Raw genomic sequence first — 22585 nt, 5'->3', positions numbered from 1 at the left:
TGTGCTTTCAATAGGGGGCCCAGAAAAATACAACCTTTATTTAAGGTGCGGTTAACAGGCGGTAGGGACCAGAAGATGTGCTTGCCAAGCAACTCGCAAGAGGGCTGCGTTCGACGCAGTTCCCGCATAGCGTTGTCAGAGGAAACAGGCGGCAGATCGGCTCCGCTTCCTATCGGGCGGCGGTGCGCGCCTCGCGAATGCCGGCGCTGATACGGTTGATGATGGTCCATACGAGAAGCAGAGCCACCACCGCCCAAAGCCACACAGTCCATGCCGCAAACGTGCCGCCAACGGCGACAAAGATTCCGAGTGCGCCGAAAAGCACCGCACGGTCACTCTTGCCGAGTGGTCCGTCGTAACGCCGGCTGGCGCCGACCGTTTGACCCAATACGCCGGCAAATTCCGTCAGCACCGAGAGGAAAATGACTGCCATGACCGGCATCAGGCCGTACGGATCGATCAGCGAAAACGGCAAATACAGGGCAATATCGGACACGACATCGCCGATCTCGTTGAGATAGGCGCCCAAAATGCTCTTTTGCCCATGTTCGCGCGCGAGCATGCCGTCAATGGCATTGAGGCCCATACGCAGGAGAAACCAGACGGGCACCAGCAGGAACAGCTGCGGAAGCGGAATGATGCTCAGAAACAGGCCAAGTGCAACCGAGACGGCCGCGGCAACTGATGTCACCTGATTGGCGGTGACGCCTCGCGCCGCGAGGAAACACACCAGAGGACGAAGGATATTCTGAAAGCGAGACTTCAATTGATAAACAGACATGCTACCTCGGTGGAGTTTCGTGGCATCAGAAGATCTATCGCGGCTCTGGTGGTGCAGATCGTCGTAAGTGTGGGCAGCCGATACTTCATGTCGGTTCTCGTATAGGGCTTACATTTGCGACTAGACTTTTGCAATGAATGCAAATCATTGTTCCGCCAGTAGTTGCAACCCATCAAGCGATCAGAATTGGAGTAGACCGTGCTGCAAGCTGCCGACAGTTGGCAACCGTCCTTGACGGCCAGGCCGATGCGTGAATCCGAATTCGTGTCGCACGATGGCACGCGACTGTTTTATCGGACGTGGCCTGCGACCGGTGCTGCGCCGAAGGGCGCAATTATTCTTCTCCATCGCGGCCACGAGCACAGCGGCCGGGTCGCGCATCTCGCCACCGAGCTCGGTCTCGATGATTTTGCCTTCTACGCCTGGGACGCACGCGGCCACGGGCGTTCACCGGGAGAACGCGGCTATTCGCCATCCTTCGCTGCGTCGGTGCGTGATCTCGATTGCTTCGTCCGCCATGTCAGCGAGACAAGCGGGACTGCCGTTACAGACGTTGCCGTCATTGCGCAGAGTGTCGGCGCGGTCCTCGCCACCACCTGGGTGCACGACTATGCGCCGCCGATCCGTGCGCTCGTGCTCGCTTCACCGGCCTTCAGCGTCAAGCTTTATGTGCCTTTCGCCAGGCAAGGCATTGCGCTCTGGGAAAAGCTCAAGGGGACGTTCTTCGTCAATTCCTACGTCAAGGCGAGGTTTCTGACCCACGATCCCGAGCGCATCGCCTCCTTTGAAGCCGACCCGTTGATCACCCGTCCGATCGCCTCCAACATTCTATTGCAGCTTTACGACGCGGCAGCCCGCGTCGTCGCCGACGCCCGCGCCATCACCGTTCCGACCCAGCTGCTGATCTCCGGCAGTGACTGGGTGGTGCGACACGCGCCGCAGCACCGGTTCTACGAAAATCTCGGCAGCCGCATCAAGGAGCGGCATGTGCTTCCTGGTTTCTACCATGACACACTCGGTGAGAAGGATCGCGCGATTGCGCTCGCCGAGGTCCGCCGTTTTATCGATGCGCGGTTTTCCGAGCCCCGGGCGCCTGCCGACCTTACTACCGCTCATATCCAGGGTTATACCAAGGATGAGGCTGACCGGCTCGCGAGCCCTCTCGACGCCACGTCCCCACGCGGCATCTACTGGGCGCTCAGCCGTCTCAACATCAGGCTCGGTGCGCTGGTGTCGGACGGCATAAAGGCGGGAGTCAAGACCGGTTTCGATTCCGGTTCGACGCTCGATTATGTCTATGAGAACCAGCCGCGGGGGCTCGGTCCCGGCGGGCGGTTGATCGACAAGGTGTTTCTCGAGGCGATCGGCTGGCGCGGCATCAGGCAGCGCAAGCTGCATTTGCAGGAGCTGATCGAATACGGGCTCAAGCGCCTGAAAGCAGCCGGCCGCGGCACGCATATGCTCGACATAGCTGCCGGCCACGGTCGTTATGTCCTTGATGCGATCGAGGCGGCTGCCGTGCGTCCCGATAGTGTGCGATTGCAGGATTATTCCCCGATCAACGTCGACGCCGGCCGCACCAGCATTGCCGCGCGCGGCCTCAGTGATTTCGTCAGCTTTCGCCAGCAGGATGCCTTTGACGGCGAGGGGCTGGCTGCAATCACGCCGGCTCCGGATCTCGCCATCGTCTCCGGCCTTTACGAGTTGTTTTCCGACAATGCGATGGTTGCCGCTTCGCTGGGCGGGATCGCCCGCGCGATGCAGCCGGGTGGTCTGCTCGTCTACACCAACCAGCCATGGCATCCTCAACTGGAGATGATCGCCCGCGCCCTGACCTCCCACCGCGGCGGCCAAGCGTGGGTGATGCGGCGGCGGACGCAAGAAGAAATGGACCAGCTGGTCGCCGCGGCCGGTTTCCGCAAGATCGAACAGCGCATCGACCAGTGGGGCATTTTCACCGTCTCGCTGGCGGAGAGAATTTGAGGGCAAAGCCGTTGGGGCAGGCACGTTCTACTCTTTCCCAGGCAGCGCCGGTCCTGAAGCGGGCGGCACTCTGGCTCGTCTTCCTGGCGCCGTTCTTCTATCTGACGTATGGCGGCGCCAACTGGCTGGCATCGCAACGCGCTGATGTGCCGAACATCGCCTTTGCATGGGAAAGCGCCATTCCGTTCCTGGCATGGACAATCATTCCATACTGGTCGATCAACCTGTTCTACGCACTCTGCCTGTTCATCAATAAGACGCCGCGGGATGTGGATGTGCTCGCGAGGCGCTATCTGACGATCCAGATAATAGCGGTCGCCTGCTTTATCGCCTTTCCCCTCGAAGCAACCTTCGTACGGCCGGCCACCAGCGGCCTGCCCGGTTTCATGTTCGCCGTCCTCGGTGGCTTCGATAAACCGTTCAACCAGGCGCCATCGCTGCATGTCGCGCTGCTGGTGGTGATCTGGGATCATCTGCGCGGCCGGTTGCCGCGCCGGGCACGACTTCTCTGGCACGTCTGGTGCTTCCTGATCGGCGCCTCCGTGCTGACGACGTGGCAGCATCACGTCATGGACATACCGACCGGCATGCTGCTCGGCCTGTTTGCCGCCTGGCTTTTTCCGCGCGATGCGGATTCCCCTCTTGCGAATTTCAGTTGGAGCGGCGATCCGAAGTCGCGCCGTCTTGGCATCTGCTATCTCTGCGGTGCCGCCGCATTTCTCGGCCTTGCAGCGCTCTGTACTCCTCTATCGCCCGCGGCACTTCTGTTGCTCTGGCCCGCCGTTGCGCTGGCGATCGTCGCCGTCGGATATTTCGGCGCCGGCCCGCAGATATTCCTGAAACGTGCCGATGGCCGAGCCGCGCTTGCCAGCCGATGGCTGCTGGCACCCTATCGGCTCGCCGCCATCATCAACGTTTGGCTCTGGACACGCAAAATGCCGGCATCGGTGGTGATTGCTGATGGCGTTCATCTCGGTCGTTTTCCGCGTCGCCACGAGGCCGACCGCTTTGCCACGGTGATCGACATTACCGGCGAACTTCAGCGCCCGAGCGGGACGCTTGCGCGCTGGTGCAGCTTTCCCGCCCTCGATCTCACAGCTCTCGACAAGATCCAGGCGCGAGCCGCGGCTGATGTCATCGAGACTGCGCGGCACCAGGGACCGGTCCTCGTCTGCTGCGCGCTGGGTTTTCAGCGGAGCGCCTGCGTCATCGTAGGTTGGCTGGTTACCAGCCGCCGTTGCGAAAACCCAGCCGAAGCATTGCAACTGATCGAACGCGCCGGGCGGCGTATTTATCTGCCGGTGGAAAGTATCCATGCTGCGAAGGAGGGCGTGCAATGACGCCGTGGAAAATCGCGGCCTCCGCGGCGGCGCGAGATCTCCGCCGCAATTCACTGTTCTGCGGGCTGACAGCACTGTTGCCGCTGATCGCCGGCCCGATCACCGGGGGATATGGAGGTTTCGCCCCAACGCTCAGCTGGCTCCTGATGCTGGTTTGCTGCGGGATTGTGCTTGCGCTGGCGATCCATCTCCTCTTCGATGCGCTGTTGTTTCGCCTCGCGGCGAGCCACGAGACAGAGGCCGCCGGTCTTGCCGCCGTCGACGACCTGCTGTTCCGGATGCAGCTTCGCAAGCCTGACCCGACGCCGCCTGGCCTGGAGAAGCGGATTGCCGGATCGCGCCGCATCGTCTGGCAGCAGCGTTTGGCGCTCGCCCTCTATCTCGTGATTTTCGCGATCCTTCAGGTCAATGCGAACCATGCCCCGCCGCCAGCCTGAATTGCATATTGGGTGTGTGGCGGGTTTTCGCCGATACCTCTGCTTCAGCCTTGCCTCGATATGATCGACGTGTTCACGTCGTTGATGTCGCGTTTGCCGCAGAGCGCCATGGTGATGTCCATCTCCTTGCGGATGATGCCGAGCGCCAGCGTGACGCCCTCCTTGCCCATGGCGCCGAGGCCGTAGAGGAAGGAGCGGCCGATATAGGTGCCCTTGGCGCCGAGTGCTACGGCCTTCAGCGCATCCTGGCCGGAGCGGATGCCGCCGTCGAGATGGATTTCGATACGGTCGCCGACGGCATCGACGATTGAAGGCAGTATGCTGATCGAGGAGGGGGCGCCGTCGAGCTGGCGGCCGCCATGATTGGAGACAACGATCGCATCGGCGCCGGTGTCTGCGGCTGCCCGGGCGTCCTCCGGGTCGAGCACGCCCTTGATGATCAGCGGCCCGCCCCATTGTTCCTTGATCCAGGCGACGTCGGCCCAGGAGAGCCGCGGATCGAACTGCTCATGCGTCCAAGCGGCGAGCGAGGTGATGTTGGAGACGTTCTTGGCATGGCCAATGATGTTGCCGAAGGTCCGGCGCTTGGTCTGCAGCATATCCAGGCACCAGAAGGGCCGGGTCGCCATCTGCCAGACATGTTTCGGCGTGAATCTCGGCGGCGCTGAAAGGCCGTTGCGCAGGTCCTTGTGACGCTGGCCGAGGATCTGCAGGTCGGCCGTCAGCACCAGTGCCGAGCATTTGGCGACCTTGGCTCGGTTGATGAGGCCGAGGACGAAATCCTTGTCCCTCATCACGTAGAGTTGGAACCAGAAGGGGCGCGTCGTCACCGATGCGACGTCCTCGATCGAGCAGATGCTCATCGTCGACAGCGTGAAGGGAACGCCGAACTCCTCGGCGGCGCGCGCCGCGAGCATCTCGCCATCGGCATGCTGCATGCCGGTCAGGCCGGTCGGCGCCAAGGCCACCGGCATCGACACCTTCTGGCCGATCATCGTCGTTTCCAATGTGCGATCGGTCATGTCGACCAAAACCCGCTGGCGCAGCTTGATCAGGCTGAAATCGCACTCATTCGCCTGATAGGTGGATTCCGTCCAGGCGCCCGAATCCGCGTAATCGAAAAACATTTTCGGCACACGACGGCGTGCGAGTTCTTTCAGATCGGCGATCGTGAGCGGAGTGGCCATGAATTGAACCTTCACATCTGAATGCAATCAGCGGACCTAACACGACATTTCAAGGAGCGTTAGGGGAAATCCCGGCATTAGGCTGCTTTGGGCCGCGGATGGAATGAAAGATGTTCATACAGTCGTCGGAAGGCTTCTATTTGGGAGCAAGCGGGTGTCATCGAAGCCCCGCTTTCATAGGTAGACCCGCCACATAGGTTTCGGCGACGGCCCGGTCGTCGCCCATCGTCTGCAAGAGGAAGAGTTCCTCGGGCAGGGTCTTCACCGCTTCCAGCTTCAGCGCCATGGCCGGGGTCGCGGCCGCATTGAGGACGACGAGATCGGCGTCGCTGCCGGGGTCCAGCGTGCCGATCCGGTCGGCCAGCGACAGCGCCTCGGCATTGCCGCGCGTCATCAGGTAATAGCTTTCCAGCGGGTTCAGCCGTTCTCCGAGCAATTGCTGGATCTTATAGGCCTCGTCCATGGTTTTCAGCATCGAATAGCTGGAGCCGCCGCCGATATCGGTCGCCACACCGATGCGCACCGGCTTGTCGCGCCGCGCCAGCGCCTTCAGCGGGAACAGGCCGGAGCCGAGGAAGAGGTTCGAAGTCGGGCAATGGACGGCAACCGAACCCGTCTCACTCATGACATCGGCTTCACGCTCGGAGAGGTGGATGGCATGGCCGAAGAGGCTTTTCGGCCCGAGCAGGCCGTAGCGGGCGTAGATGTCGGTGTAGTCGATCGCTTCGGGATAGAGCTCGCAGGTGAATTTGATCTCGTCGTGGTTTTCCGAGAGATGCGTCTGGACGTGCAGATCGGGAAATTCGCGGGCAAGCGCTGACGTCGCTTCCATCTGCGCAGGCGTCGAGGTGATGGCGAAGCGCGGGGTGATGGCGACGTGGTTGCGGCCTTTGCCGTGCCAGTCCGCTATGACCTGGCGGGTCTCGTCATAACCCATCTCGGGCGTGTCAAGCAGGCCCTGCGGCGCGTTGCGGTCCATCATCACCTTGCCGCCGACCATGCGCATGTTGCGCTTCATCGCCTCGGCGAAGAAGGCGTCAGCGGAGGTCTTGTGCACGGAGCAATAGGCGACCGCCGTCGTCGTGCCGTGGCTGATCAGTTCATCGTAGAAATGCGTGGCGATCCTCTCAGCATGCGCGCTTTCGACGAAACGGCATTCCTCGGGAAAGGTATAGGTGTTCAGCCATTCGAGCAGGTTGGCGGCATATGAGGCGATCACCTGCATCTGCGGAAAATGCAGGTGCATGTCGATGAAGCCGGGCAGGATCAGATGCGGGCGGTGGTCGATCTCCACCACGTCAGCGGCTGCCTTCGCCTTGACGTCGGCATAGGCGCCGACCGAAGCGATCAACCCCCCTTCGATCAGCAGGCCACCATCTTCCTCGTAGAAATAGCTCTGGCTATCGGCCAGAGTGAGCGGCGCGCGATGAAAGGACAGCAGGCGGCCGCGCAGGAGTGTCGTCGTCATTGTTTTTTGCCTTCGACTGCGCTTTCGAACCAGGCGACGAGCAGCTTGCGTTCGTCCGGCGTCATATCGGTGATGTTGCCGGGCGGCATGGCATGGCTGCGGCCTGCCTGTATATAGATTTCACGGGCATGGGCGGCGATATCAGCGTCGTTTTCGAACTCGACACCGTTCGGTGCTCGCACGATGCCCTCATAGGCGGGCTCGGCGGCGTGGCACATTAAACAGCGCGTCGAGACCAGTTGCTTGACGGCGGGAAAATGCGGATCGCCGGCGAATTGCTGGAAGGCGGGCGCCACCGCCGCCGTATCCCTTTCGCCGGTCAGCAGCTTCGGCACCGTCGAAAGCCACATGATCAGGATGAAAAGGATGACGGTGACGATCCAGGTCCAGGTCGGCCGGCCTTTCCTGGCATGGGTGGTGTTGAACCAGTGGCGGATGGTGACGCCCATCAGGAAGACCAGCGCGGCGATCACCCAGTTGAACTGTGTTCCGAAGGAGAGCGGATAGTGGTTCGACAGCATGAAGAAGATGACGGGCAGGGTCAGGTAGTTGTTGTGCAGCGAACGCTGCTTGGCGACCTGTCCGTATTTCGGATCGGGTGTGCGGCCGGCGATGAGGTCGGCGACGACGATCTTCTGGTTCGGGATGATGATCATGAAGACGTTGGCCGACATGATCGTCGCGGTGAAGGCGCCGAGATGCAGAAAGGCGGCGCGGCCGGTGAAAAGCTGCGTATAGCCCCAGGCCATGAAGACGAGCACGACATAGAGCACCGCCATCAGCCCCCAGGTGTTGCGCCCGAGCGGGGATTTGCAGAGGAGGTCATAAACGAGCCAGCCGAACGCCAGCGATGCCAGCGAGATCGCGATGGCGACCGGCGGGCTGATGTCGAGCACATGCCGGTCGATGAGGAAGAGGTCGGCGCCGCCGTAATAGACGATGCAGAGCATCAGAAAGCCGGAGATCCAGGTGAAATAGCTTTCGTATTTGAACCAGGTCAGGTGCTCGGGCATTTGCGCCGGCGCTACCAGATATTTCTGAATATGATAGAAGCCGCCACCATGGACCTGCCATTCCTCGCCATAGGCGCCGGGCGGCAGATGCGGGCGTTTCACCAGTCCGAGATCGAGCGCGATGAAATAGAAAGACGATCCGATCCAGGCGATCGCAGTGATGACATGGAACCAGCGTGCCGCGAAGGCCAGCCATTCCCATGCTATGGCATATTCATACATCGAATTCCCCTAACTTCCTCCGACTCGCGACTTTGCGGAAATTTTGACGGGGAGGGAAGAGGAGATTGAAGAGCCGCACAGGACGCAATTCGGCAACGGTGGTGAACCCGCGCAGTAATGGTATGATCACCGCGCTCTACAGCGATCGGCTCATTGGCGGTTCTGTCGAAACTATCGATCGTGTCCGCATCCCCGATATGCTGTCCTGTGCCTAAAAGATGCCTAAAAGATGCCGAGAAGGCTGTGCATTATCTCCGGCTTATACTCGGTCTGCTCATGCAGCAGGTCTTGAAACCATGACAATTCGGTTACAGTTATGTTTAAGGCCGCCGGAATGAAATAAGAACAGTGGATCAGCGGCGGCGCATTCATCGACGGAGAAGATGCCATGCGCAGCATTTTGACGTGTGTGATGATTGCATATGCGTCGCTGGCGACGGCTCACGACGCACCCTCGGGGTGGAGTTATGACCCCTATTGTTGCAACGGCGACAGTCATAATGGCGACTGCCAGATGATCCCTTCGAAAAGCGTGGCGGTGACGCCGGGCGGATATCGCGTAACGTTGCTGCCGGGCGACCACCGGCTGGTCACGCACGCGCATGTCTTCCTGCTGCCGATGACGAAGGCGATGCAATCCGGCGACAACGACTATCATCTCTGTCTGTTTCCGAACGAGGATACGCCGCGCTGTTTTTATGCGCCGGAGATGGGATTTTGAGATGAGTATCACTACAGTGGACCCGGCTGGTGAACCGGGTCCAAACCGTGATGATCTAATGGCCGGCCGCCTTCATCTCTTCGAGAATCCAGTTGCGGAAGGCCTTGATCTTCGGTAGGTTATGGCGGTTTTCGGGATAGGCAAGCCAGTAAGCCTTGCCGTCGCTGCGGGTCAACTCGAAGGGCTGATAGAGCCGGCCGAGCGCGATTTCGGCCGCATAGAAGGCCGGGTTGAGGATGGCGACGCCATGTCCCGACATTGCCGCGTCGGCTTCCACCGCCTGGGAGCCGAGTTGATTGCGCGGGCGGCGATCAAGATCCGTCTCGGTGACGCCGGCTGCCTCGAACCATTGTTTCCACCAGATGTCACCGGCATCGAAGAGATCGAATTTCAGGAGATCACGCGGCTCCCTGATGCCGCCGGCCGCTTCCGCCAGCTTCGGGCTCAGCATCGGTGTGAACTCCAGCCCCATCAGCCGGTGCAGGGTCAGACCCGGCCAATTGCCGTCGCCCCAGCGGATGGCGACATCGATCTGCTCGCGAGAAAAGTCGATGATATCAGAGCTCGCCTGAAAGCGCACGGCGATCGCCGGATGCTTCAAATGGAAGGAGCCGAGGCGCGGCGCCAGCCATTTCGACGCGAACGTATGGGTCGAGCTGATGGCGAGCGTGCCTTCGACACTGTCGCGCGCGGTTGCCATCGCGTCATGCAGCATGGCGAAGGCTTCGGTCACCTTCGGCGCCAGCCGCTCACCGGTCTCGGTCAGCGCTATCTGACGGGGACGGCGCAGGAAGAGCGGCTCGCCGACATTCTCTTCCAAGAGCTTGATCTGATAGCTGACCGCCGTCTGCGTCATGCCGAGCTCGTCCCCAGCCTTGGTGAAGCTGCCGAGCCGAGCGGTTGCTTCGAAGACGCGCAGCGCATTCAGCGGAAACTGTTTCGAAAGCTTCATGGATAAGTTCTCTTGATGCAGGCAGTCGGTTGTTCGATTGGAATTGCAGCATTTTCGGCGGCAAACTGCAACTCATACCATCAATCTGACGAGGTGATTTCATGGATTGCTTTGCTATCGAAGAGAAGCGCTCGCAGCCGAGCATTGGTGTGTTCAAGCGTGTTGCCGGACTGCTGGTCGGCCGTTTCGGCCGGCTGCCCCGCCTCGACCTCGATGCTGCGCCTGATCGCATCAAGCGTGATCTTGGTTTCCTCGACGGCCGCGATCCGTTCTACGAGGACGTCTGCAAGCGATAGGCCGCCAGCGCCGTCAGGATTTCGGCGGCGGTCATTGCGGCGATCACCTCGGGGCGTTTGTCCCTGACCGCCGAGCCGCCTATCGGCAGCGTCAATCGTTCCATCCAGCCGCGTTCGCCGCCTTCGCGGGAAAGCCAGCTTGCCAAGGTGGCGCGTTTGGTCGCTGAACCGATCATGCCGGTATAAGCGAGATCCTCCCTCGCCAGCGCTTCACGGGCGATGAGAAAGTCCAGCGCATGGTCGTGCGTCAGGATGACGACTGCGCCGCCGGCCGGTATATCCTTCACCAGCGCCTCCGGCATCGGCACCAGCCGGGTCTTCGTCGTAGCCGGTAGGTTGGCGAGCTCTTCCTGCCTGGTTTCGACGACCGTTACCGACAGCGGCAGCGGCTCAAGAGCTGCGGCCAGCGCGCGGCCGACATGGCCGGCGCCGAAGAGAAGCACCTCGGGCAGGCGCTCGATCTCGCCGGCAAGCCTCGCTCCGAGTTCGACCTTCAACGTCGGCGTGAGATGGCGGAACCGCAACTGTGTACGCCCACCGCAGCACTGGCCGATCTCGGGGCCGAGCGGGATGTCCATGGTCGCCGCGCCGCCGGTTCCCGCCAGCATCTGCCGGGCATTCGCGATCGCCATGAATTCGAACTGTCCGCCGCCGATCGTGCCCCACAGCGCGGATGGCGAGGCGAGCATGAAGGTGCCGGCCTCCCGCGGGGTGGAGCCTTGCGTGCTGGTGATGTCGATGAGGATTGCATCGGGGTGGGCGGCGAGGAAGACGGGGAGGTCGGTCATGGGATCGCTCCGTGACCTATGGAGTATGCCGCGAAGACCCCCTCATCCGACCCTTCGGGCCACCTTCTCCCCGCTGGGGAGAAGAGGGAACAAGGCTTTCGCGCATCGCTCAAGCAAACCGATGAACCTGCAGAAACTACATGTAAAAGCGTAGATGGGATCAACAAAAGCGCGGCATTCTCCCTCTTCTCCCCAGCGGGGAGAAGGTGGCCCGAAGGGTCGGATGAGGGGCCTTGGTTCAAGCGCATTACGTTCTCAATTTCCCGTACGAATGATCGCAGGATAGAAGCGGAGGATATCATCGCGCTGGACTATTCGCCTTTCAAGTGCGGCAAGGATCGTGTCGAGGGCTGCTCTTCGCTCCTGGGTTATTTCATGATTCCAAAATCGGAGGATTGAATATCCAGCCTGGTTTAGCCACAAGGTCCGAGTCATGTCGGACATATTGTCGGCGTGTTGAAATCCATCGATTTCGATAATCAGTCGCTCTTCGCGGCATAGAAAGTCGGCGATGTAGGCCCCAAGTGGGGCTTGTCGCATAAACTTATAGCCATTCAACTGTCGATTTCGCAGATCGCCCCAAAGCCGATATTCCTCTTCACTTTCGGTTTGACGTAATTTGCGAGCTTGCAGAGTTTTGCCGGGACGTCTTTTCCTAATGTCTTCGGGATCGGACATGTTTCGCCGCCATCCTACACCCGCTTCATCCGCTCCACCGCCATCAGCACCCGTTCCGGCGTCGCCGGGGCGTCGAGCCTGGGGCAGACCTTGTAATCCGCCACGCTGGCGACCGCCATCGACAGCGCCTCCAGCACCGAGATCGCCAGCATGAAGGGCGGTTCGCCGACGGCCTTGGAGCGGCCGATGGTGGCCTCGGCGTTCTCTGACCATTCGGCGAGGCGCACGTTGAAGATCTTCGGGCGGTCGGAGGCGAGCGGGATCTTGTAGGTGGACGGCGCATGGGTGCGCAGCCGTCCCTTGTCATCCCACCAGAGTTCTTCCGTCGTCAGCCAGCCCAGGCCCTGCACGAAGGCGCCCTCGACCTGGCCGAGGTCGATTGCTGGGTTCAGCGAGCGGCCGACATCGTGAAGGATGTCGGTGCGGTCAATCAGATATTCGCCGGTCAGCGTGTCGATCGAGACTTCGGTGCAGGCGGCGCCATAGGCGAAATAAAAGAAAGGCGTGCCGCGGCCGGCCTTGCGGTCCCAGTGGATCTTCGGCGTCTTGTAGAAGCCGGCGGCAGACAGCTGGACGCGGGCGAAATAGGCCTGCTTGATGAAATCGGGGAAGGGGATCTCGATTTCACCGACCCGCACCCGGTTGGGCAGGAAGACAATGTCGGAAGGCGCCACTTCCCATTTCTCGGCGGCAAAGGCGACCAGACGTTCCTTGATCTGGCGGGCGGCATCGAAGGCCGCCATGCCATTCAGATCCGAGCCGGAGGAGGCGGCGGTGGCCGAGGTGTTCGGCACCTTGGCGGTTGTCGTCGCGGTGATCTTCACCCGGTCGATATCGACCTGGAAGCTGTCGGCCAGCACCTGCGCGACCTTGGTATAGAGGCCCTGGCCCATTTCGGTGCCGCCATGGTTCAGGTGGATCGAGCCGTCCTGGTAGATATGGACGAGCGCACCGGCCTGATTGAAGGCGGTCATGGTGAAGGAAATGCCGAATTTCACCGGCGTCAGGGCAATGCCCTTCTTGATATAGCGGCTGTCGCGGTTGAAGCCGATGATGGCGTTGCGTCGCGCCCGGTAGTCTGACGTGTTCTCCAACTCTTCGACGACGCGGGCAATGATATTGTCCTCGACCTCCTGATGGTAGGGCGTCAGTGTCCGCCCGGAGCCTGGCTGGCCGTAGAAATTCAGCTTGCGGATATCCAACGGATCCTTGCCGAGGGCATAAGCGATCTCCTCGATGAGGCGCTCGGCGCCGAGCATGCCCTGCGGGCCGCCGAAGCCGCGAAAGGCGGTGTTGGAGACCGTGTGCGTTTTCAGCGGCTTCGACTGGAGATGCACATGCGGATAGAAATAGCTGGAATCGGCATGGAAGAGGGCGCGGTCGGTTACCGGTCCCGACAGATCCGAGGAGAAGCCGCAGCGGGCCGCGTAAGTGGCGTCGACGGCGTGGATGCGGCCTTCGGCATCGAAGCCCACTTCGTAATCGACCAGAAAATCGTGACGCTTGCCGGTGGCGCTCATATCCTCGTCGCGGTCCGGGCGGAATTTAATCGCACGGCCGAGCTTCTTGGCGGCGATCGCGGCAAGGGCTGCGAACTGATTACCCTGCGTTTCCTTGCCGCCGAAGCCGCCGCCCATACGGCGCACGTTGACGGTGACCGCGTTCGACGGGATATCGAGCACGTGGCCGACAATATGCTGGATCTCGCTCGGATGCTGCGTCGAGGACCAGACGGTGACCTCGTCGTCCTCGCCGGGAATCGCCACGGCGATATGGCCTTCGAGATAGAAATGCTCCTGTCCGCCGATGCGCATCTGGCCCTTCAGCCGCATGGCGGCATTCGGCATTTCCGTCTCCGGCTCGCCGCGCTGGAGCGTCATCGGGGTGATCACCAGGGGGCCGCCGTTGGCAAGGGCGCCGTCGATATCGTGCCAGTGCGTGAGGTCGCGATAGTCGATCTTCGCCAGCTGCGCGGCGCGGCGCGCGGCGTCGCGCGTTTCGGCGATGACGGCAAAGATCGGCTGGCCGTGAAATTGAACCAAGGTTTCAGCGAGCAGCGGCTCGTCATGGCTGCCGTTGGAACTGGTGTCGTTGATGCCGGGAACGTCCTTGCCGGTGAAAACCCAGACGACGCCGGGATAGGCCGCGACAGCGGAAAGATCGATGCTTATGATTTCGGCATGCGCCCGGTCGGCAAGGCCGAGCGCGCCGTGCAGTAGGCCGGCGGGTTCGGGAATATCGTCGATATAATCGGCGGTTCCGGTGACATGTTTATGCGCTGAATCATGGCGCAGCGAGCCGTGCATGGGGCCGGAGATGACGACTTTGGGGTCTTCGAAGGTGGACTTGTCCATTAGCGGCGTCCTTGGTTGCCGGCACCGTTTTGACGGTGGCCCCTCATACGGCTGCCGCCACCTTCTCCCCGCTTGCGGGGAGAAGGGACATGCCGCGCCGTCTCCGTTTCTCGCCACTTCTCGCAGGGCACGTCCCCTCTCCCCGCAGGCGGGGAGAGGGTTAGGGTGAGGGGCAAAGTGGTGACTGCCGGAGGCTGGCTAGCGAAACAATCCATCACGCCACCTCCTCGAACCGCTTCAGCTCCGCCGGCGCGCCCACGGTTTCCAGATAGAACCGCGTCAGCAGGTTCTTCGCCGTCAGTTGCCGGTATTCGGCCGTAGCGCGCCAGTCGGTCAGCGGCTGGTAGTCGCTGTCGAAGGCGGGGCGGGCGGCGTCGATCGTCGCTTCCGTCCATGGCTTGCCGATCAGTTCAGCCTCGACGGTTCGGGCGCGTTTCGGCGTTGCCGCCATGCCGCCGAAGGCGATGCGGATGTCGGTGACCACGTCGGCCTCATCGAGCGTCAGCAGGAAGGCGCCGAGCACGGCGGTGATGTCTTCGTCGCGCCGCTTGGTGATCTTGTAGGCGGCAAAGTGGCTGGTGGGCTTGGGATAGGGCACGAATACGCTCTCGACGAATTCGCCGGGCCTGCGGTCCTGCTTGCCATAGGCGATGAAGAAGTCTTCGAGCGGCATCTTGCGCCGGCCTTCCAGCGAGCGCAGCGTCAGCGTCGCGCCGAGTGCGATCAAGGGCGGCGGGCTGTCGCCGATTGGCGAACCGTTGGCGATATTGCCGCCGATCGTGCCCATGTTGCGGACCTGCTCGCCGCCGATACGGTCGATCAGCCGTCCGAGCGCCGGAATTTTCCGGGCAATCGCTTCGAAGGCCCTGGTATAGCTGACACCGGCGCCGATGGTGACGCCGTCTTCGCTTTCCGTGACCGACTGCAGCTCGCTCAGATGATTGACGAAAACGACCGGGCTCAGCCGGCGCATCTGCTTCGTCACCCAGAGGCCGACATCGGTCGCGCCGGCAACGACGGCCGCCTCGGGTTCCTCAGAGAGGACTTCCGCCAGAGCCTGAACAGACGCCGGAACGATCAACCGGCCTTCGCCACTGGCAATCCGGATGGTGCCGCTCGCCTGCAGAGCCCAGAGCCGCGCGATGATTTCCGATCGTGTCCGCTGCAGCGGATCGAAGAGCGCGCTCGGCCGCGTCAGGCTCACCTGCTCGGCGGCCTTGACGATCGGCTCATAACCCGTGCAACGACAGAGATTGCCTTGCAGCGCCTTTTCGATCTCGCGGCGGCCGGGATTTTCCTTCGTCAGCCACAGTCCATAGAGCGACATGACAAAGCCCGGGGTGCAGAAGCCGCATTGCGAGCCATGACAGTCGACGAGCGCCTGCTGCACCGGATGCAGCGCGCCGTCCCGGCCGGCGAGATGTTCGACCGTCACCACATGGGTGGCGTGCAGCGAGCCCATGAATCGGATGCAGGCGTTGACGGTTTCATAGGCGAGCTTGCCGTCGGCGAGCCGCCCGACGAGCACGGTGCAGGCGCCGCAATCGCCCTCGGCGCATCCTTCCTTGGTGCCGGTCAGGCGCCGCTTCAACCGCAGAAAATCGAGAAGCGTCTCGGTCGGCCCGACATCGGTGAGCGCGATATCCTCGCCGTTCAGGATGAAGCGGATGCTGTCGTTCATGATATTCCCGGTTGTTTTTCCAAATGGTTATGCCGCCGTCCAGCCACCGTCAATCGAGATGTGCGTTCCGGTCACCTGCCGGGCGGCATCGCTGGCGAGGTAGAGCGACAATGCGCCGATCTCTTCGGCCTTGACGAATTCGCGCGTCGGCTGCGCCTTGAGGATGACCTCGCTCTTCACCTGCTCCTCGGTCATGCCGCGGGCCCGGGCGGTATCGGGTATCTGCTTTTCGACCAGCGGCGTCAGCACGTAGCCGGGGCAGATGGCGTTGACCGTCACTCCGAATTCGGCAAGCTCCAGCGCCGCCGTCTTCGTCAGGCCTAATATACCATGTTTTGCCGCGACATAGGCGGATTTGAAGGGGGAGGCGACCAGCCCGTGCGCCGAGGCGATGTTGATGATGCGGCCATGCTTCTTGGCCTTCATCAGCGGGATCGCGGCGCGCATGGTGTGGAAGGAGCTCGACAGGTTGATGGCGATGATCTGGTCCCATTTTTCGATCGGGAAATCCTCGATCTTCTCGACATGCTGGATTCCGGCATTGTTGACGAGGATATCGACGGTGCCGAAGCTCTTCGCCGCCGTTTTGATCAGGTCGGCGATCTCAGCGGGCTTGGTCATGTCGGCCGGATGGTAGATCGCCCGTCCCTTGGATACTGATTCAAGCCGTTCGACGATCGCCTTGATTTCATCGGCATTTCCGAAGCCATTGATGACGATGTTGTCGCCCGCTTCGGCGAAGGCGGTGGCGATCGCAAGACCGATGCCGCTGGTGGAACCGGTGACGACGACTGATCTGCTCATGTTTTTCTCCCTGGGGCGGATGCTGCGTTGCAGCGTTGCCGGCGAGGTTATGCCCAAAGCCGGCAGGCTGGCAATTCCGCTTTATTGGCTTTTCTCATCCGTATCCGTGTCTTATTGATTTGCAACGATAATGATATGTTTGAGGAGGGGTTTGATGAGTGGATATGTTCTGGCGATCGATCAGGGAACGACATCGACGCGGGCGATCGTCTTCGATGGCGACATGCATGTTGCCGGCAAGAGCCAGAAGGAATTCACCCAACTCTATCCGCGCTCCGGCTGGGTGGAGCACGATCCCGAGGAGATCTGGGATTCGGTCGTCTCCACCGTCAACATGGCATTGCGCGACGCAGGGATTACGGCGAGGGATGTTGCAGCGCTCGGCATCACCAACCAGCGCGAAACGGTGGTCGTCTGGGAGCGCCAGACCGGCCGGCCGATCCACAACGCGATCGTCTGGCAGGACCGGCGCACGGCGAGCTATTGCGACAATCTGAAACGGCAGGATCTGGAGCGGCTGTTCACGAAAAAGACCGGTCTTATTCTCGACCCCTATTTTTCCGGCACGAAGCTGTCGTGGATGCTCGCCAACGTCAAGGGCGCCAGGGCGCGCGCCGCCAGAGGCGATCTCTGCTTCGGCACGATCGACACCTTCCTGATCTGGCGCCTGACCGGCGGCAAGAGCTTCGTCACCGACGCGACCAACGCCTCACGCACGCTGATGTTCAATATTGCCGAAAATAGCTGGGACGAGGATCTGCTCGATATTCTCAGGGTGCCGGCCGCCATGCTGCCTGAAGTCAAGGATTGCGCCGCCGATTTCGGAACGGTCGACGCCGATATCTTCGGCGCCGCGATCCCGATTCTCGGGGTTGCCGGCGATCAGCAGGCCGCGACCATCGGTCAGGCCTGTTTTGCACCGGGCATGCTGAAATCGACCTATGGCACCGGCTGTTTCGCGCTGCTCAATACCGGCGCCGATATGGTCCGCTCGAAAAACCGGCTGCTGACCACCATCGCCTATCGGCTGAACGGTGAGACGACCTACGCGCTCGAGGGATCGATCTTCATCGCCGGTGCAGCGGTGCAATGGCTGCGGGACGGGCTCGGGATCATCGGCAGCGCCGCCGAGACAAATGCGCTTGCCGAGAAGGCTGATCCGACGCAAGAAGTCTATCTCGTGCCTGCCTTTACCGGGCTGGGCGCGCCGCATTGGGACGCCAAGGCGCGCGGTGCCATCTTCGGGCTGACGCGCAACAGCGGCCCGGCGGAGCTTTCGCGGGCCGCGCTCGAAGCCGTCTGCTACCAGACCCGCGATCTGCTCGAGGCCATGCAGAAGGATTGGAAGAACAGCGGCGACGATACCGTACTGCGCGTCGATGGCGGCATGGTTGCCTCGGATTGGACGATGCAGCGCCTCGCCGACCTGCTCGATGCCCCCGTCGACCGCCCGGTTATTCTCGAGACGACGGCGCTCGGTGCCGCCTGGCTCGCCGGCAGCCGGGCAGGGGTCTGGCCGGACAGGGACGGCTTTTCTGCGACGTGGAAACGCGACCGGCGGTTCGAGCCCGATATGGATGAGAAGGTGCGGGCGGCCAAGCTCAAGGGTTGGAAGAATGCGGTCCGGCGGACCCTGAGCGACGGGTGAGGCAATCGGAACCGCGCGATAGCGCTGCCTTGTGTGCGCGGGTCGGCCTGGCTCTCAGCGCTTCTTTCTTGATAATTTTTTGATGCGACCTGTCGGCTAAGCGGTTACTCCTTCGTCATTCGGAAAGAGGAGTGACCCGATGCTTTATGCAATCCTTTGTTACGCTCACGAGGAAACCGTCTTCGCCTGGACCGAGGAGGAAGAGGCTGCCGTCATGGAGAGACTTTACGCCGTGCAGGAGCCGCTGGCGAAAGCCGGCAAGCTCGGCCCTGTGGGCCGGCTGATGCCGACGACGGCGGCGACTACCGTGCGCAAAGGCAAGGACGAGCCCTTGGTCATCGACGGGCCTTTTGCGGAAACGAAGGAGGCGCTTCTCGGCTTCTATGTGGTTGACTTCGAAAGCCTCGACGAGGCCGTCGCCTTCTCGAAGCAGCTTTCATCCGTCAATCCCGGTTCCACCTCTTACGAAATTCGGCCGTTCTACGTCTTCAGGCCGGGAGATGCTGCGTCATGACCGATATTGCCTGGATCGACCTTGCGCTTGCCTCGGCGCGCCCGAAGGCGCTTGGCGCGCTGCTGCGCTATTTCCGCGATCTCGATACCGCGGAAGAGGCGTTCCAGGAGGCATGCCTGAGGGCGATCCGGACATGGCCGGAGAAAGGACCGCCACGCGATCCGACAGCCTGGCTCATCTTCGTCGGCCGCAACAGCGGTATCGATGCGGTGCGCAAGCGGACGAAGCTCCAGGCGCTGCCGGACGAGGATGTCATTTCCGATACCGAGGATGCCGAAAGCGATATTGCCGAGCGGCTAGACGATTCCAATTATCGCGACGATATCCTGCGGCTTCTCTTCATCTGCTGCCATCCGGATCTGCCGGCCACTCAGCAGATCGCGCTGGCGCTGCGCATCGTGTCCGGCCTTTCCGTGCAGCAGATCGCGCGCGCTTTCCTGGTATCGGAAAGCGCGATGGAGCAGCGCATCACCCGGGCGAAGGCGCGTGTCGCCAAGGCAGGGGTGCCGTTCGAAACGCCGAGCCCTGAGGAAAGGGCCGAGCGACTTTCGATCGTCAGCACGATGATCTACCTCATCTTCAACGAGGGTTACAGTCAGGCCGACCCGAAGCAGGAGGCCGCAACCTTCAGTGACGAGGCGATCCGACTGGCGCGCTTGATGCTGCACATTTTCCCGGCGGAACCGGAACTGATGGGGCTGCTTGCGCTCATGCTCCTGCAGATTTCGCGCCGGCCGGCGCGCTTCAGCGCCGAGGGGGAAATCGTGCTGCTTGAAGATCAGGACCGCTCACTTTGGAACCAGCCCTTCATCAACGAGGCCCTGGCGCTGCTCGACAAGGCGCTGCGGCACCGCCGGCCCGGCCCGTATCAGCTTCAGGCAGCCATTGCCGCCATCCATTCCCGCGCGAAACGTGCCGAGGATACTGACTGGGTCGAGATCGATCTGCTCTACCGCGCGCTGGAGCGGGTGCAGCCTTCGCCTGTCGTGACGCTTAACCGCGCGGTCGTTGTTTCCAAGCTGCACGGGCCGCAGCAGGCGCTCGATCTCATCGATCCGCTTGGCGAGAAGCTCGGCGGCTATTTCTACTATCACGGTTTGCGGGGTGGCCTGCTGAAGCAGCTTGGCTTGTCCCGCCAGGCGCGCGAGGCCTTCGACCATGCCATCGCGCTTGCCCATTCGGCGGCCGAGGCGGCTCATATTCGCCGGCAGATCGACAAGATGCAGGAAGAGCCCACGCAGCCGATCGCAAATTAAATCAGGAAAAATTGGCGCGCTGTCGGAACGGCGAAGTTCGGCACGTCCTTGTAACAACCTGACAGGAAACAGGTTTCACTCAAATGGAGAGATGTCGAAATGACCGCAAGCACGCAACATGAACTCACCCTGGTTCGCGAATTCGACGCCCCGCGCGAAAAGATCTACAAGGCGTGGACCGATCCCGACCTGCTGAAGCAGTGGTTCGTACCGCGCCCCTGGGGTGTCGCGGAAGCGACGCTCGACGTCCGCCCCGGCGGCTCCAGTGTCGTCGTCATGCAGGACCCCGAGGGCAATCAGTATCCGAACCGCGGCGTTTATCTCGAGATCGTCGAGAACGAGAAGATCGTCTTCACCGACGCCTATAGCGAGGCCTGGGTGCCTTCCGAAAAACCTTTCTTCACCGGCGTCATCCTGCTCGAAGATCTCGGCAATGGCAGAACGAAGTATACGGCCAAGGCGCTGCATTGGCGCGCCGAGGACAAGGAAGAGCACGAGAAGATGGGATTCCACGAGGGATGGGGCAAGGCTGCCGATCAGCTGGCGGAACTGCTGGCGAGGATGTGAAGCGGCGAGGGCTGCGTGGTGGAGGCCGCGCCGCCCTCATGCTTCGCGTGCGATGTGAAGCAGCTTGGAAGATGATTCCGTTGAGGCTTGGAAGTCGTTGAATTTCAGATTGGAATAGGGATTCAGGTGGGCAGGTGTTGCTGTCGACGCGGGATGTTACCTGTGCCAATCTACCGGCATGAAGGGTTACGTCTACATCCTCGCATCTGCCCGCAATGGCACGCTCTATACCGGCGTGACGCGTGACCTTGCAGGTCGGCTATACGAGCATCAGAACGAACTGACGCCAGGCTTTACGTCGAAGTATGGCGTAAAGACATTGGTGTGGTTCGAGGAGCATGATTTGTTGACGACCGCGATCACGCGAGAGAAGACGATCAAGAAATGGCCGCGGCAGTGGAAGCTCAATTTGATCGAGCGGGAGAATCCTGAATGGGAGGAGATTTCGTTTCACCTGCTGGGTCTGTGAAGATTCTCTCGTCGCGCGGACGCGCGACTGCTGGATTCCTGTGACAGGCACAGGAATGAGGGAGTTCTTGGTGTCCGCAGTGCTCCAAAACGACCCTCTTCGCCCTGATCTGGCTCTGCATATTACGCTTTGAATGATAGAGGATATGGAGCGCAGGTTGATCCCCTTGCTCCCTCATTCCTGTGCCTGTCACAGGAATCCAGCAGCGCCGTGTCCACGGCGCAAAGACTCTTTCCTACGCGGCTATCGGACGCCGCACTATCGAAACTCTCGAACATTCCGTTCCAGAGTTTGTATTTGCGCTTGCTCTCCACGATCCCTATTTCCAGGCAGAACACAACGGGATGCGACCATGGAACTTGGCCTTTACACATTCGCCGACGTCAATCCCAATCCCTCCCGCAGCAAGGGAGCGGAGGGGGCCGAGCGGCTGAAGCATCTTATCGAGGAGATCGAGCTCGCCGATCAGGTCGGGCTCGATGTCTTCGGGCTCGGCGAACATCACCGGCCGGATTATGCGGCGTCAGCCCCTGCGGTGGCGTTGGCGGCCGCGGCCGTCAAGACCAAAAACATCCGGTTGACCAGCGCTGTCACGGTGCTTTCCTCGGATGATCCGGTGCGCGTCTTCCAGCAGTTTTCAACGCTCGATCTCATTTCCAATGGCCGGGCCGAGATCATGGCCGGGCGTGGCTCTTTCATCGAGTCCTTCCCGCTGTTCGGCTATAACCTTGAGGATTACGACCAGCTTTTCGAAGAGAAGCTCGATCTGCTCCTGGCGCTGCGCGACGGCGAGACGGTGGAGTGGGAGGGCGAGCTTCGCGCGCCGATCCGCGGGCGCGGCGTCTATCCGAGGCCGCTGCAGGACCCGCTGCCGTTGTGGGTCGCGGTCGGTGGCACACCGCAGTCGGTGGCGCGTGCCGGCGCGCTCGGACTGCCGGTGGCGCTCGCCATCATCGGCGGCGAGCCGCGCCGTTTTGCGCCGCTTTTCGATCTCTACCGCGAGGCGGCGCGGCGCGCAGGCCAGGATCAGGCGAAGCTGAAGACCAGCATCAATGTTCACGGCTTCATCGCCGATACGACCGCGGCCGCCGCCGAGCAGTTTTACGGGCCGCAGGCGGAAGTGATGAACCGCATCGGCCGCGAGCGCGGCTGGGGACCGACCAGCCGGGCGCAGTTCGATCTGTCGCGTGGGCCGAACGGCGCGCTTTTTGTCGGCGATCCCGAGGCGGTCGCGGAAAAGATCATCGCTCATCACAGGCTTTTCAGGAACGACCGCTTCCTGCTGCAGATGGCGATCGGCCTGATGCCGCATGCTGAGATCATGCGCGGCATCGAGCTCTACGGGACGAAAGTCGCCCCGATCGTCAGAAAGGCATTGACTGAAAGGGGCGAAGGGGCGAAAGCCACGGCTTGAGGCGGCCGCGCC

General features: G+C 61.6%; 21 protein-coding genes. 11 read left to right on the top strand and 10 right to left on the bottom strand.

What is annotated here, in order from left to right; all coding sequences use genetic code 11:
* Positions 1 to 169 precede the first annotated feature (169 nt).
* Positions 170 to 781 carry a CDP-alcohol phosphatidyltransferase family protein gene (locus N2597_RS14815; RefSeq protein WP_183600023.1) on the bottom strand — a complete coding sequence of 204 codons (612 nt, stop codon included), beginning with the start codon at positions 779 to 781 and terminating at the stop codon, positions 170 to 172.
* Between the two features lie 198 nt (positions 782 to 979).
* Between N2597_RS14815 and N2597_RS14810 the strand changes: the two genes are divergently transcribed.
* The 3 genes from N2597_RS14810 to N2597_RS14800 are packed head-to-tail and all read left to right on the top strand — an operon-like array spanning position 980 to position 4541.
* A complete protein-coding gene (locus tag N2597_RS14810) occupies positions 980 to 2764 on the top strand; it encodes a bifunctional alpha/beta hydrolase/class I SAM-dependent methyltransferase (protein WP_183600021.1) in 1785 nt (594 codons plus the stop codon).
* Between the two features lie 11 nt (positions 2765 to 2775).
* A complete protein-coding gene (locus N2597_RS14805) occupies positions 2776 to 4104 on the top strand; it encodes a phosphatase PAP2/dual specificity phosphatase family protein (RefSeq protein WP_183600019.1) in 1329 nt (442 codons plus the stop codon).
* On the top strand, positions 4101 to 4541 hold the full coding sequence (locus N2597_RS14800) for a hypothetical protein (protein WP_183600017.1): 441 nt from the start codon (positions 4101 to 4103) through the stop codon (positions 4539 to 4541). The genes N2597_RS14805 and N2597_RS14800 overlap by 4 nt, the downstream gene beginning before the upstream one ends.
* Before the next feature lie 44 nt (positions 4542 to 4585).
* Here the strand turns inward: N2597_RS14800 and N2597_RS14795 are convergent, their stop codons facing one another.
* The 3 genes from N2597_RS14795 to N2597_RS14785 form a co-directional block, all read right to left on the bottom strand.
* Positions 4586 to 5728: an alpha-hydroxy acid oxidase gene (locus N2597_RS14795; RefSeq protein WP_183600015.1), complete on the bottom strand. Its 1143-nt coding sequence runs from the start codon at positions 5726 to 5728 to the stop codon at positions 4586 to 4588.
* Positions 5729 to 5885: 157 nt separating this feature from the next.
* The gene (gene guaD, locus N2597_RS14790; protein WP_183600012.1) at positions 5886 to 7196 is read right to left on the bottom strand and encodes a guanine deaminase; all 1311 of its coding nucleotides are present in this window, start codon (positions 7194 to 7196) and stop codon (positions 5886 to 5888) included.
* Positions 7193 to 8431 (bottom strand): urate hydroxylase PuuD, encoded by a 1239-nt coding sequence (locus tag N2597_RS14785; RefSeq protein WP_039621387.1) that lies wholly within the window; start codon positions 8429 to 8431, stop codon positions 7193 to 7195. Before N2597_RS14785 ends, guaD begins: the two co-directional genes overlap by 4 nt.
* Positions 8432 to 8819: 388 nt before the next feature.
* Between N2597_RS14785 and N2597_RS14780 the strand changes: the two genes are divergently transcribed.
* The gene (locus N2597_RS14780) at positions 8820 to 9152 is read left to right on the top strand and encodes a hypothetical protein (RefSeq protein WP_038690579.1); all 333 of its coding nucleotides are present in this window, start codon (positions 8820 to 8822) and stop codon (positions 9150 to 9152) included.
* A 55-nt stretch (positions 9153 to 9207) separates the two neighbouring features.
* Here N2597_RS14780 and N2597_RS14775 read toward each other — a convergent pair whose 3' ends face one another.
* On the bottom strand, positions 9208 to 10104 hold the full coding sequence (locus tag N2597_RS14775; protein WP_183600011.1) for a LysR substrate-binding domain-containing protein: 897 nt from the start codon (positions 10102 to 10104) through the stop codon (positions 9208 to 9210).
* A 101-nt stretch (positions 10105 to 10205) separates the two neighbouring features.
* Between N2597_RS14775 and N2597_RS14770 the strand changes: the two genes are divergently transcribed.
* On the top strand, positions 10206 to 10400 hold the full coding sequence (locus tag N2597_RS14770; protein ID WP_096768963.1) for a hypothetical protein: 195 nt from the start codon (positions 10206 to 10208) through the stop codon (positions 10398 to 10400).
* Here the strand turns inward: N2597_RS14770 and xdhC are convergent.
* The 5 genes from xdhC to N2597_RS14745 all read right to left on the bottom strand — a co-directional run bounded on the left by xdhC (position 10376) and on the right by N2597_RS14745 (position 16705).
* Positions 10376 to 11188: a xanthine dehydrogenase accessory protein XdhC gene (gene xdhC, locus N2597_RS14765; protein WP_183600009.1), complete on the bottom strand. Its 813-nt coding sequence runs from the start codon at positions 11186 to 11188 to the stop codon at positions 10376 to 10378. The two genes, N2597_RS14770 and xdhC, sit on opposite strands and share 25 nt — an antisense overlap.
* A gap of 255 nt (positions 11189 to 11443) precedes the next feature.
* Positions 11444 to 11866 carry an endonuclease domain-containing protein gene (locus N2597_RS14760; protein ID WP_183600007.1) on the bottom strand — a complete coding sequence of 141 codons (423 nt, stop codon included), beginning with the start codon at positions 11864 to 11866 and terminating at the stop codon, positions 11444 to 11446.
* Between the two features lie 14 nt (positions 11867 to 11880).
* Entirely contained in the window at positions 11881 to 14220 is a 2340-nt protein-coding gene (gene xdhB / locus N2597_RS14755; RefSeq protein ID WP_183600005.1) for a xanthine dehydrogenase molybdopterin binding subunit, read from the bottom strand.
* Positions 14221 to 14434: 214 nt separating this feature from the next.
* Positions 14435 to 15901 carry a xanthine dehydrogenase small subunit gene (xdhA, locus tag N2597_RS14750; RefSeq protein ID WP_183600003.1) on the bottom strand — a complete coding sequence of 489 codons (1467 nt, stop codon included), beginning with the start codon at positions 15899 to 15901 and terminating at the stop codon, positions 14435 to 14437.
* Between the two features lie 27 nt (positions 15902 to 15928).
* On the bottom strand, positions 15929 to 16705 hold the full coding sequence (locus N2597_RS14745; protein WP_183600001.1) for a 3-hydroxybutyrate dehydrogenase: 777 nt from the start codon (positions 16703 to 16705) through the stop codon (positions 15929 to 15931).
* A 154-nt stretch (positions 16706 to 16859) separates the two neighbouring features.
* Here N2597_RS14745 and glpK point away from each other — a divergent pair, with 154 nt between their 5' ends.
* The 6 genes from glpK to N2597_RS14715 all read left to right on the top strand — a co-directional run bounded on the left by glpK (position 16860) and on the right by N2597_RS14715 (position 22573).
* The gene (gene glpK / locus N2597_RS14740) at positions 16860 to 18353 is read left to right on the top strand and encodes a glycerol kinase GlpK (RefSeq protein WP_183599999.1); all 1494 of its coding nucleotides are present in this window, start codon (positions 16860 to 16862) and stop codon (positions 18351 to 18353) included.
* 139 nt (positions 18354 to 18492) lie between these two features.
* A complete protein-coding gene (locus tag N2597_RS14735; RefSeq protein WP_077989977.1) occupies positions 18493 to 18867 on the top strand; it encodes a YciI family protein in 375 nt (124 codons plus the stop codon).
* Positions 18864 to 20123, top strand: a complete 1260-nt coding sequence (locus tag N2597_RS14730; RefSeq protein WP_183599997.1) for an RNA polymerase sigma factor — start codon at positions 18864 to 18866, stop codon at positions 20121 to 20123. The genes N2597_RS14735 and N2597_RS14730 overlap by 4 nt, the downstream gene beginning before the upstream one ends.
* 99 nt (positions 20124 to 20222) lie before the next feature.
* Positions 20223 to 20690 (top strand): SRPBCC family protein, encoded by a 468-nt coding sequence (locus N2597_RS14725; protein ID WP_183599995.1) that lies wholly within the window; start codon positions 20223 to 20225, stop codon positions 20688 to 20690.
* A 178-nt stretch (positions 20691 to 20868) separates the two neighbouring features.
* Complete coding sequence (locus tag N2597_RS14720) at positions 20869 to 21159, top strand: GIY-YIG nuclease family protein (RefSeq protein WP_096768971.1); 291 nt, start codon at positions 20869 to 20871, stop codon at positions 21157 to 21159.
* 352 nt (positions 21160 to 21511) lie between these two features.
* Positions 21512 to 22573, top strand: a complete 1062-nt coding sequence (locus N2597_RS14715) for an LLM class flavin-dependent oxidoreductase (RefSeq protein ID WP_183599993.1) — start codon at positions 21512 to 21514, stop codon at positions 22571 to 22573.
* Positions 22574 to 22585: the final 12 nt, after the last annotated feature.

It is taken from the genome of Rhizobium sophoriradicis (genome assembly GCF_025200795.1).
GTDB lineage: Bacteria > Pseudomonadota > Alphaproteobacteria > Rhizobiales > Rhizobiaceae > Rhizobium > Rhizobium sophoriradicis.
Note: the sequence above shows the minus strand (reverse complement) of the source record. Positions and strands in the feature narration are given on the sequence as shown.

Excerpts from the sequence above, each read along its gene's own strand:
- N2597_RS14720 (WP_096768971.1), top strand. The coding sequence starts at position 20,869 with ATGAAGGGTTACGTCTACATCCTCGCATCTGCCCGCAATGGCACGCTC.
- N2597_RS14795 (WP_183600015.1), bottom strand. The coding sequence starts at position 5,728 with ATGGCCACTCCGCTCACGATCGCCGATCTGAAAGAACTCGCACGCCGT.
- N2597_RS14745 (WP_183600001.1), bottom strand. The coding sequence starts at position 16,705 with ATGAGCAGATCAGTCGTCGTCACCGGTTCCACCAGCGGCATCGGTCTT.
- xdhB (WP_183600005.1), bottom strand. The coding sequence starts at position 14,220 with ATGGACAAGTCCACCTTCGAAGACCCCAAAGTCGTCATCTCCGGCCCC.
- N2597_RS14735 (WP_077989977.1), top strand. The coding sequence starts at position 18,493 with ATGCTTTATGCAATCCTTTGTTACGCTCACGAGGAAACCGTCTTCGCC.
- N2597_RS14785 (WP_039621387.1), bottom strand. The coding sequence starts at position 8,431 with ATGTATGAATATGCCATAGCATGGGAATGGCTGGCCTTCGCGGCACGC.
- glpK (WP_183599999.1), top strand. The coding sequence starts at position 16,860 with ATGAGTGGATATGTTCTGGCGATCGATCAGGGAACGACATCGACGCGG.
- N2597_RS14715 (WP_183599993.1), top strand. The coding sequence starts at position 21,512 with ATGGAACTTGGCCTTTACACATTCGCCGACGTCAATCCCAATCCCTCC.
- N2597_RS14775 (WP_183600011.1), bottom strand. The coding sequence starts at position 10,104 with ATGAAGCTTTCGAAACAGTTTCCGCTGAATGCGCTGCGCGTCTTCGAA.
- N2597_RS14730 (WP_183599997.1), top strand. The coding sequence starts at position 18,864 with ATGACCGATATTGCCTGGATCGACCTTGCGCTTGCCTCGGCGCGCCCG.
- N2597_RS14780 (WP_038690579.1), top strand. The coding sequence starts at position 8,820 with ATGCGCAGCATTTTGACGTGTGTGATGATTGCATATGCGTCGCTGGCG.
- xdhA (WP_183600003.1), bottom strand. The coding sequence starts at position 15,901 with ATGAACGACAGCATCCGCTTCATCCTGAACGGCGAGGATATCGCGCTC.
- xdhC (WP_183600009.1), bottom strand. The coding sequence starts at position 11,188 with ATGACCGACCTCCCCGTCTTCCTCGCCGCCCACCCCGATGCAATCCTC.
- guaD (WP_183600012.1), bottom strand. The coding sequence starts at position 7,196 with ATGACGACGACACTCCTGCGCGGCCGCCTGCTGTCCTTTCATCGCGCG.
- N2597_RS14760 (WP_183600007.1), bottom strand. The coding sequence starts at position 11,866 with ATGTCCGATCCCGAAGACATTAGGAAAAGACGTCCCGGCAAAACTCTG.
- N2597_RS14815 (WP_183600023.1), bottom strand. The coding sequence starts at position 781 with ATGTCTGTTTATCAATTGAAGTCTCGCTTTCAGAATATCCTTCGTCCT.
- N2597_RS14800 (WP_183600017.1), top strand. The coding sequence starts at position 4,101 with ATGACGCCGTGGAAAATCGCGGCCTCCGCGGCGGCGCGAGATCTCCGC.
- N2597_RS14770 (WP_096768963.1), top strand. The coding sequence starts at position 10,206 with ATGGATTGCTTTGCTATCGAAGAGAAGCGCTCGCAGCCGAGCATTGGT.
- N2597_RS14725 (WP_183599995.1), top strand. The coding sequence starts at position 20,223 with ATGACCGCAAGCACGCAACATGAACTCACCCTGGTTCGCGAATTCGAC.